The sequence below is a fragment of the Neisseria sp. HMSC070F02 genome (genome assembly GCF_001814225.1).
Taxonomy (GTDB): domain Bacteria; phylum Pseudomonadota; class Gammaproteobacteria; order Burkholderiales; family Neisseriaceae; genus Neisseria; species Neisseria meningitidis.
Map to the genome: position 1 here is coordinate 482 of NZ_KV815376.1, position 8,636 is coordinate 9,117.

Genomic DNA, 8,636 nt, shown 5'->3' on the forward strand with positions numbered 1-8,636 from the left:
CCTTGTCCTGATTTTTGTTAATCCACTATAATATAGTGTTGATAGACGTATTTAACTTAAATGTATTCAATAGGATAGGTCTCTTCCTAACCGAAAAAATAATTGTCTTTTCCCTTGCAAATAATTGAAATCAACAGATTACTAAAACACAGCCTAATTTTTTGATTGCCGATATGTTAACGGACGACATTGGCGCGCATGACCACGCGGACGTGGAACGAACCTGCCTGACAGTCGTATTGTCCGCCTTGCAGCGGCTGCTTGTCAAAGTAGCTGTGGAAGCCGGTAACACTGCGCCCGCCGAGTTTGCCGGCGGTCTGCTGGAATTTGCGGGCGGCATTGATTAGGGCGTGTTCGCAGGCCTCGGAGTCGGATTTGCCAACGCCGTTTGCTGCTTGCCGTGTAACCAGATTCCTGCCGTTTGCAACCGGTACGCCCCCGCCGCCGAAGCTGACGGGAATCCCAGATTCCAATACGCCGTCTGCAATGGCTGCATTTATTGCCGCCTGACCGTTGCTGCAACGGTAAATGATGTTTTTGCCGCTTCCTGCGGTGTCGTCCCGGATGACTTTGCATGATTCTCCGGCCGGTGTGCCGGCGGATGCCGTGTGCGCGTTTTTAGGTGCGCTGCCGGATTGGCAGACTGCCAGCATCAGGGCGGCGGCGGAGAGTATGAGGATTTTTTTTCATGTCGGATATCCTTGCTTGCGGTGGGAAATCATTGCCATTGTACCGTAAGATTCAACAAAATGCCGTCTGAAAACGGGGTTCGGACGGCATCGTGGCTTAGGGGTTCAATACGCGTGCGATGAGGGCTTTTTCTTTGCCCTGCATATCGGGGATTTTGACCTGAATGCCGTTGCCCGGGGCAACATCGACAGGTTGGCCTTTGCGGGTCATTTGTTCCAATTTGATGGTTTGGTTGCCGCCCGGGTGGATGATTTCGAGTGAATCGCCGACGGCGAAGCGGTTTTTAACTTCGATGGTCGCCCAGCCGTTTTTGTCGATTTCGGTAACGTGTCCGACGTATTGGCTTTGTTTGGCGGTGGAATGGCCGCTGAGGTAGTTTTGATAGTCTTGGGTTTGGTGGCGTTCGAGGAAGCCGCTGGTGTAGCCGCGGTTGGCAAGGCCTTCGAGTTCGCTCAACAGGCTGTAATCAAACGGACGGCCTGCAACGGCATCATCAATCGCTTTGCGGTAGGACTGGGCGACACGTGCAACATAATAAAGCGACTTGGTGCGGCCTTCGACTTTGAGGCTGTCCACGCCGATTTTGGCGAGTTTCTCAACCACTTCAATGCCGCGCAGGTCTTTGGAGTTCATGATGTAGGTGCCGTGTTCGTCTTCCATAATCGGCATCATTTCGCCCGGGCGGTTGGACTCTTCAATCAGGAAAACTTTGTCGGCGTAGGGATGGCGTTTTTGACCATTGATGCCTTCAAAGTTTTGGTTGGCTTCTTCTTGGGCTTTTTCAAAGTTAAAACCTTGCAGAAGTTGGGCATCGCCTGCATCGCTTTCCGTGGCGTTGTGGACTTTGTAGTCCCAACGGCAGGAGTTGGTGCAGGTGCCTTGGTTGGGGTCGCGGTGGTTGAAGTAGCCGGAGAGTAGGCAACGGCCGGAGTAGGCGATGCACAATGCGCCGTGAATGAAGACTTCGAGTTCGATGTCGGGGCATTGTTGGCGGATTTCGGCGATTTCTTCCATACTCAATTCGCGCGACAGGATGATGCGTTCGACGCCGATATTCTGCCAGAATTTCACGCCCCAGTAGTTGGTGGTGTTGGCTTGTACGGACAGGTGGATCGGCATTTCCGGCCATTTTTCGCGCACGGTCATGATCAAACCCGGATCCGCCATAATCAGCGCGTCGGGTTTCATGGCAATCAAGGGTTCCATATCGGAAACAAAGGTTTTGAGTTTGGAGTTGTGCGGCAGGGTGTTGACGGTAAGGAAGAATTTTTTGTTGCGCTCGTGCGCTTCTTTAATGCCTTGCTCAAGGACGTTGAGTTTGGCAAATTCGTTGTTGCGGGCGCGCAGGGAGTAACGCGGGCTGCCGGCGTAAACGGCATCTGCGCCGTAATCGTAGGCGGCGCGCATTCTTTCCAATCCGCCGGCGGGCAATAAGAGTTCGGGTGCTTTCATCGTGTTTCCTTTTCGGTTGAAACCCCGCCCTTTAGGGCGGTAGAATCAGACTTTATTTGGGAGGGGTGTAACCCTTTCCGAATCAGGGCAACATATAGGGCGACGCTTTATGTGTCGTCCTGTGTGTTGAAACATGATTTGTGTGCTTTGTAAAAATGTTTCAGACGGCATTGCTGCAAATGCCGTCTGAAAAGGGTTTGAGGATGGGCGGATTATCCGCCTTTTCGTGTTCGCGGTCAATTTTGCCGGGAAATTTATAAGGATTTATCAAGTATTTGCCTGATTGGGATACAATGCGGCAGTTTGAGTGCGAGAGAGAATATGATGAATCCCAAAATCGTGTTTTTCGATATTGACGATACGCTGTACCGCAAATATACGGATACCTTGCGTCCTTCCGTGAAAACGGCGGTGGCGGCTTTGCGCGGCAAAGGCATATTGACGGCGTTGGCAACGGGGCGGTCTTTGGCGACGATACCCGAAAAGGTCAGGGACATGATGGCGGAAACGGGTATGGATGCCGTGGTAACGATAAACGGGCAGTTTGCGCTGCTGCACGGTAAAACTGTGCGCGAAGTACCGATGGATGCCGGTTTGATGGGCAGGGTTTGCGCGCATTTGGATAGCTTGGGTATGGATTATGCGTTTGTCGGCGGAGAGGGGATCGCCGTGTCCGCGCTGTCGGAATGCGTGTGCCGCGCCTTGCAGCATATCGCCAGCGATTTTTTTGCCGATAAGGATTATTTCTCAAGCAAACCGGTGTATCAGATGCTGGTGTTTGCGGAGGAAAACGAAATGCCGCTCTGGTCGGATATTGTGGAACAGGAAGGCTTGAAAACGGTGCGCTGGCACGAGGAAGCGGTCGATCTGCTGCCTGCGGGTGCGTCGAAAATGGACGGTATCAGAAGCGTGGTTGAAGCATTGGGTTTGGAAATGGCGGACGTGATGGCGTTCGGCGATGGTTTGAACGATGTGGAAATGCTGTCTGAAGTCGGGTTCGGCGTGGCAATGGGCAACGGGGAACAGGCGGCGAAAGAAGCGGCGAAATATGTTTGCCCCGGCGTTGATGAAGACGGCGTGTTGAGGGGCTTGCAAGATTTGGGCGTGATTTGAACGCATAATAACAACCCTGCCGGTTTCAGACGGCAGGGTCGGTTTTCAGCCCTTCATACAGCCTTCGTTTTGAAGCAGGGTAAATAAGGGCGCGCCGCTTGCACGGATATTCTTGCCGCCTTGAAGGTCGGTAAATTCCAAAATGGCGGCGGCTTCGACAATTTCCCCGCCGAGTTTGCGGATCAGCTCCAGTCCGGCAAGCATCGTGCCGCCCGTGGCAACCAAATCATCGACCAGCAGCACGCGCGAACCGGGTTTGACGGCATCGGTGTGGATTTCCACCGCAGCTTCCCCGTATTCGAGCGCGTAGCTTTGCGATACGGTTTCAAAAGGCAGCTTGCCTTTTTTGCGGATGGGGACAAAACCGACGTTGAGATGGTAGGCGAGTGCCGCGCCGATAATGAAGCCGCGCGCGTCCAAACCGGCAACGATGTCGATTTTCTGATCCATATAGCGGTAAACCAATAAATCAACCAAAAGTCGGAAGTATTCCGCGCTTTGCAGGACGGGCGTGATGTCGTGGAATAAGATGCCTTTTTGCGGCCAGTTTTCGATTTTGCGGATTTTGTCGGCAAGCGCGCCGACACTCATAGCTTCGGGATGAACCAGCATTGCGTGTTCCAAGTTTGATGTTTTTAACGCCATATTGTAGCCGTCAGCCTGCCGCTTGCCAAATCAATCAAAACAATAGCGGCAAAATATGGGCATCGGCAAATAGGAAACCGGGTGTCCGTTGTGATACAATCGGCTGGAAAATATACAGGTAAAAAATATGTCCGCTTATCGAAAAGGCAACATCTTTATCATTTCGGCCGCTTCCGGCACGGGCAAAACCACGCTGGTGTCGCGGCTGTTGGCAAACCATAACGGTTTGCGCGTTTCCGTATCGCACACGACGCGTCCGCCGCGTGAAGGCGAAGTAAACGGCGTACATTATCATTTTGTTTCCAAAGAAGAGTTTGAGTCGCTTATCGCGCAGGAAGCTTTTTTGGAATACGCAGACGTGTTCGGCAACTATTACGGCACAAGCGCGGAGGGCGTGAATGCTTTGGCGGCGGCAGGCTATGACGTAATTTTGGAAATCGACGTTCAGGGCGCGGCGCAGGTTCGCAACGCGCTGCCGGAAGCCGTCGGCATCTTTATCCTGCCGCCGTCTTTCGATGTGCTTGCTGCACGTCTGAACGGACGCGGGACGGACAGTCGGGAAGTTATCCAAAGGAGGCTGTCGAAGGCAAGGCATGAAATCGAACAGTCCGTATTGTTCGATTTTGTCGTGGTCAATGATGACTTGGCGCGGGCGGAGGAGGATTTGCGCCATATTGTGAATGCCTGCCGTCTGAAAAGGTCGCGGCAACTGGGATTTATTGCAGATTTGTTGGAAAATTCCTAAAAAAACCGCGAAAATACCCGGTTTCCCAATTTAAATATTTTTGAAAGAAAGCAAATAATATGGCACGTATTACCACCGAAGACTGTACCGGAAAAATTTCCAACCATTTTGACCTGACATTGGTAGCGGCCCGTCGGGCCCGCCAGCTTGAAAATGGCAATACGCCGCTTGTGGACGATGTCCGCAATAACAAACCGACTGTTACCGCTTTAAGGGAAATCGCCGCTGGGCATATCGGTACGGAACTGTTGACGCGCAATAAATAAATTCTGCCGGAAACGCACGTCGGCACATTCTGCCGCCGTGCAGTCCGACGGTTTGAAATGAAAAACACATACATACCGAAAGCCGTCTGAAATGCCCGCCTCCCAACCTTCCGCCCCTTACGACCCCCTGACCGCCGAAGCGCGTGCCCTGCTTTTCCATACCGCCTCCTACCTCAAGCCCGAGGAACAGGCGGAGCTTGAAAAAGCTGTCGCCTATGCGTTTCGCGCCCACGACGGGCAAACCCGCAAAAGCGGGGAGCCCTACATCACGCATCCGATTGCCGTTGCGACGCAGCTCGCCCTTTGGCATATGGACATACAGGGTCTTTGTGCAGGCGTGATGCACGACGTATTGGAAGATACGGGCGTGACAAAAGGGGAAATGGCGGCGGTGTTCGGCAATACGGTTGCCGAGATGGTGGACGGGCTGTCCAAACTCGAAAAACTCAAATTTGAAGATCATGCGGAACATCAGGCGGAGAGTTTCCGCAAACTGATTTTGGCGATGACCAAAGATGTGCGCGTGATTGTCGTTAAACTTGCCGACCGTCTGCATAATATGCGGACGCTCGGTTCGATGCGCCCGGACAAACGCCGCCGGATTGCAAGGGAAACCCTTGAAATCTATGCACAGATTGCCAACCGTATAGGTTTGAATAACGCATATCAAGAGCTTCAGGATTTATCGTTCCAAAACCTGCATCCCAACCGCTACGAGACTTTAAAAAAAGCGATGGACAAGAGCCGGAAGAACCGGCAGGACGTTGTCGGCAAAGTCTTGCGCGCATTCGGCCAGCGGCTGGTAGGCGCGAATATAGAGGCCAAAATCAAAGGCAGGGAAAAAAACCTGTACGGCATCCATCAGAAAATGATGGCGAAAAAGCTGCGCTTTGCCGAGGTTATGGATATTTACGGTTTCCGCGTCATTGTCAACAGCATTCCAGCCTGTTATGCCGCACTCGGCGCATTGCACACCCTCTATCAGCCCAAGCCCGGGCGGTTCAAAGACTATATCGCCATTCCGAAAAGCAACGGGTATCAAAGTCTGCATACGACTTTGGTCGGTCCTTACGGCTTGCCGATTGAAGTTCAGATACGTACCAAGGAAATGGATGCTGTTGCCGAAGGTGGAATCGCCGGACATTGGAGCTATAAATCATATTCTAAGACGGTCGATCAGGCGGTGCTTCACACAAACCGGTGGCTGAAAAATATCTTAGATTTGCAGGCAAGCAGTGCCAATGCCATTGAGTTTCTCGAACACGTCAAAGTCGATTTGTTTCCGAACGAAATCTACATCCTTACGCCAAAAGGAAAAATCCTAACTTTGCCCAAAGGGGCAACGCCTGTCGATTTTGCTTATGCGGTGCATACCGATATCGGGCACAAAACCGTTGCCGCACGTATCAACAATATCATGATGCCGTTGCGTACGAAGCTCAAAACCGGTGATTCTGTTGAAATTATCACATCCGAACACGCCAAACCCAATCCCGCGTGGTTGAATTTCGCCGTGTCAGGCAGGGCGCGCAGTGCCATACGCCAATATATTAAAAACCTTAACCGGCACGATGCGGTCGTTTTGGGAGAGAGCCTCTTACAAAAAGCCCTGTCCAGTTTGCTGCCCAAAGATGTCCTGCTTTCAGACGGCATCAAGGAAAAATATCTTGCCGATCTCAACGACAAGCAGACATCGTTTGAAGAAGTGCTGTACAACGTAGGGATGGGGCATACCCTGCCTGTTTATGTCGCCATGCACATTGCTGAGTTGGCAGGGGAGCATTTCGGCAGCGAGGTCAGGCTCAGTTCCATTAAAGTCGATGGTCAGGAAAGCGGGCATATTCATTTTGCAGAGTGCTGCCACCCTGTTCCCGGCGATTCCATCCGTTTGCTGTTGGTTAAGGGAAAAGGCATGATTATCCATAGGGATAGCTGCCCGACGTTGTTGAAGTCCGATCCCGAACAGCAGCTGGATGCAGACTGGGAAAATATGAATGGGCAGAACTACCGTGTCGGGCTTCAAGTCCAATCGGAAGACAGCCACGGCCTGTTGGCATTAATGGCGCAAGCGATTTCCGATTCCGGTGCGGACATCGAGTCGGTCGAAACACCGTCTAAATCCCAGTCGGGAACGGAAGGTTTTGTCGAATTCAAATTCTTATTGAAAGTCAAGAATTTGGATCAGTTGAATCAGATTATTCAAAATCTGCATAGTATTCCATATATCCGCAAAGTCATCAGAAGTTGAAGCAGGTAAAACGGGTTGCCTTTTGATTAACAGGCAACCCGTTTTATGGTTTATCCGTTCAATTGCTTATTTGTTCAAATATACGGCAAGCCTTTCAACAATCTGCATCGCCGCTTCATCTTTACTTGTTTCGGGAAAAGATAGTTCCCCGTCGTCCCCGATAATGGTAATCCGGTTGGTCGGTTTGCCCATCGCGATTGAAACATCATTGGCAACTATCACCGGTATTTTTTTCTTAATACGTTTTTCTCGCGCATATGCCATTACATTCTCCGTTTCAGCGGCAAAACCGATGCAGAACGGCGGGTTCGGCAATGAGGCAATAGAAGCCAAAATATCGGGGTTCTCATCCAATTCGATGGATAATGGTTTGGCATTTTTATCTTTTTTGAATTTTTGCGTACTCCTGTTTTTAACCTTATAGTCTGAGACGGCGGCAACAGAAATAAAAGCATCTTGTTTGTCGATTAAACGATGCACTGCACGATGCATATCTTCAGCACTGACGGTTTGAACCCTATTGGATATACCGAAAGGCAGTTCGGTTTGAAGTTGCCCGTAAATCAGGCTGACTTCCGCACCGGCGGCACGACACGCCCGCGCCAAAGCTACGCCCATTTTCCCGCTGGAAATATTTGTGATGCCCCTGACAGGGTCAATGGCTTCAAATGTCGCACCTGCGGTAATCAAGATTTTCTTGTCCCTTAAAATTTTCGGTGTCCACAAGTCTGGAAGCAAATCCAGCAATTCGGCAGGTTCCGGCATCCTTCCCATACCATTTTCTCCGCAAGCCTGTTCGCCCAAGCCCGGCATATAGACAGTAATGCCGTCTGAAACCAGTTGTGCGATATTCCGTTGGTTGGCAGGGTTGAGCCACATTTCCACATTCATCGCGGGAGCGATGGCAAGAGGACATTTCCGTGCGGCTGCCAGATTGGTCAGTAGATTATCTGCCACGCCGTTACAGATTTTTGCCACGGTATTCATACTTGCCGGCGCAATCAGAAAAACATCCGCATTCCGGGTCAGGTTGATATGTTCCATGCCGTTTGAACCGTTGCTGCCGTGCGTGTCGGTCAGAACGGGATTGCCGCTCAAAGCCTGAAAAGTCAGCGGAGAAACAAATTCAGTTGCCGAGCGGCTCATAACCACCGTAACCGAATGCCCCTGTTTTTTCAGCAGTCGCACCAACTCGCAAGACTTATACGCCGCAATACTGCCCGTTACACCTAAAAGAATATGTTTACCCATTTTGACAATTTCTAATTACGAAGAAAAAAACAGCAGCCATTCTATAACAAAGTACGGATACATTAGTTACCGTTTTGGATACAAAATGCCGTCTGAGTCCCCGAGTTTCAGACGGCATATTCACAAAGGCGCACTAGTCAGAGGAGGGGGAGGAAGGGATTGTTGGAGGTGGTGCAGCGTTTGGCGAAAATAAAAAAACCTTATCCGACAGCGACATGACGAATTT

At 51.0% G+C, this 8,636-nt stretch carries 8 protein-coding genes; 4 read left to right on the top strand and 4 right to left on the bottom strand.

Annotated features, from left to right (window positions below; all coding sequences use genetic code 11):
- Positions 1-176: 176 nt before the first annotated feature.
- A complete protein-coding gene (locus HMPREF2959_RS11875) occupies positions 177-653 on the bottom strand; it encodes a hypothetical protein (protein WP_002243756.1) in 477 nt (158 codons plus the stop codon).
- Between the two features lie 133 nt (positions 654-786).
- A complete protein-coding gene (gene yegQ / locus HMPREF2959_RS02810; RefSeq protein ID WP_002243755.1) occupies positions 787-2,142 on the bottom strand; it encodes a prephenate-dependent tRNA uridine(34) hydroxylase TrhP in 1,356 nt (451 codons plus the stop codon).
- Between the two features lie 324 nt (positions 2,143-2,466).
- On the opposite strand from yegQ, the gene HMPREF2959_RS02820 reads away from it, so the two are divergent.
- Entirely contained in the window at positions 2,467-3,255 is a 789-nt protein-coding gene (locus HMPREF2959_RS02820) for a Cof-type HAD-IIB family hydrolase (RefSeq protein ID WP_002243754.1), read from the top strand.
- Between the two features lie 45 nt (positions 3,256-3,300).
- Here HMPREF2959_RS02820 and HMPREF2959_RS02825 read toward each other — a convergent pair whose 3' ends face one another.
- Positions 3,301-3,900: an adenine phosphoribosyltransferase gene (locus HMPREF2959_RS02825; RefSeq protein ID WP_002218925.1), complete on the bottom strand. Its 600-nt coding sequence runs from the start codon at positions 3,898-3,900 to the stop codon at positions 3,301-3,303.
- 127 nt (positions 3,901-4,027) lie between these two features.
- Between HMPREF2959_RS02825 and gmk the strand changes: the two genes are divergently transcribed.
- The 3 genes from gmk (at position 4,028) to HMPREF2959_RS02840 (ending at position 7,159) form a co-directional block, all read left to right on the top strand.
- Positions 4,028-4,645 (top strand): guanylate kinase, encoded by a 618-nt coding sequence (gene gmk, locus HMPREF2959_RS02830; protein WP_002212664.1) that lies wholly within the window; start codon positions 4,028-4,030, stop codon positions 4,643-4,645.
- Positions 4,646-4,704: 59 nt separating this feature from the next.
- A complete protein-coding gene (gene rpoZ / locus HMPREF2959_RS02835) occupies positions 4,705-4,911 on the top strand; it encodes a DNA-directed RNA polymerase subunit omega (RefSeq protein ID WP_002212665.1) in 207 nt (68 codons plus the stop codon).
- A gap of 91 nt (positions 4,912-5,002) precedes the next feature.
- On the top strand, positions 5,003-7,159 hold the full coding sequence (locus HMPREF2959_RS02840; RefSeq protein ID WP_002243753.1) for a RelA/SpoT family protein: 2,157 nt from the start codon (positions 5,003-5,005) through the stop codon (positions 7,157-7,159).
- A 66-nt stretch (positions 7,160-7,225) separates the two neighbouring features.
- Here HMPREF2959_RS02840 and coaBC read toward each other — a convergent pair whose 3' ends face one another.
- Positions 7,226-8,410: a bifunctional phosphopantothenoylcysteine decarboxylase/phosphopantothenate--cysteine ligase CoaBC gene (gene coaBC / locus HMPREF2959_RS02845; protein ID WP_002243752.1), complete on the bottom strand. Its 1,185-nt coding sequence runs from the start codon at positions 8,408-8,410 to the stop codon at positions 7,226-7,228.
- Positions 8,411-8,636: the final 226 nt, after the last annotated feature.

What these genes read in the sequence shown, in the direction of transcription:
- HMPREF2959_RS11875 (WP_002243756.1), bottom strand. Translation starts at nt 653, where the DNA reads ATGCTGGCAGTCTGCCAATCCGGCAGCGCACCTAAAAACGCGCACACG.
- yegQ (WP_002243755.1), bottom strand. Translation starts at nt 2,142, where the DNA reads ATGAAAGCACCCGAACTCTTATTGCCCGCCGGCGGATTGGAAAGAATG.
- HMPREF2959_RS02820 (WP_002243754.1), top strand. Translation starts at nt 2,467, where the DNA reads ATGAATCCCAAAATCGTGTTTTTCGATATTGACGATACGCTGTACCGC.
- HMPREF2959_RS02825 (WP_002218925.1), bottom strand. Translation starts at nt 3,900, where the DNA reads ATGGCGTTAAAAACATCAAACTTGGAACACGCAATGCTGGTTCATCCC.
- gmk (WP_002212664.1), top strand. Translation starts at nt 4,028, where the DNA reads ATGTCCGCTTATCGAAAAGGCAACATCTTTATCATTTCGGCCGCTTCC.
- rpoZ (WP_002212665.1), top strand. Translation starts at nt 4,705, where the DNA reads ATGGCACGTATTACCACCGAAGACTGTACCGGAAAAATTTCCAACCAT.
- HMPREF2959_RS02840 (WP_002243753.1), top strand. Translation starts at nt 5,003, where the DNA reads ATGCCCGCCTCCCAACCTTCCGCCCCTTACGACCCCCTGACCGCCGAA.
- coaBC (WP_002243752.1), bottom strand. Translation starts at nt 8,410, where the DNA reads ATGGGTAAACATATTCTTTTAGGTGTAACGGGCAGTATTGCGGCGTAT.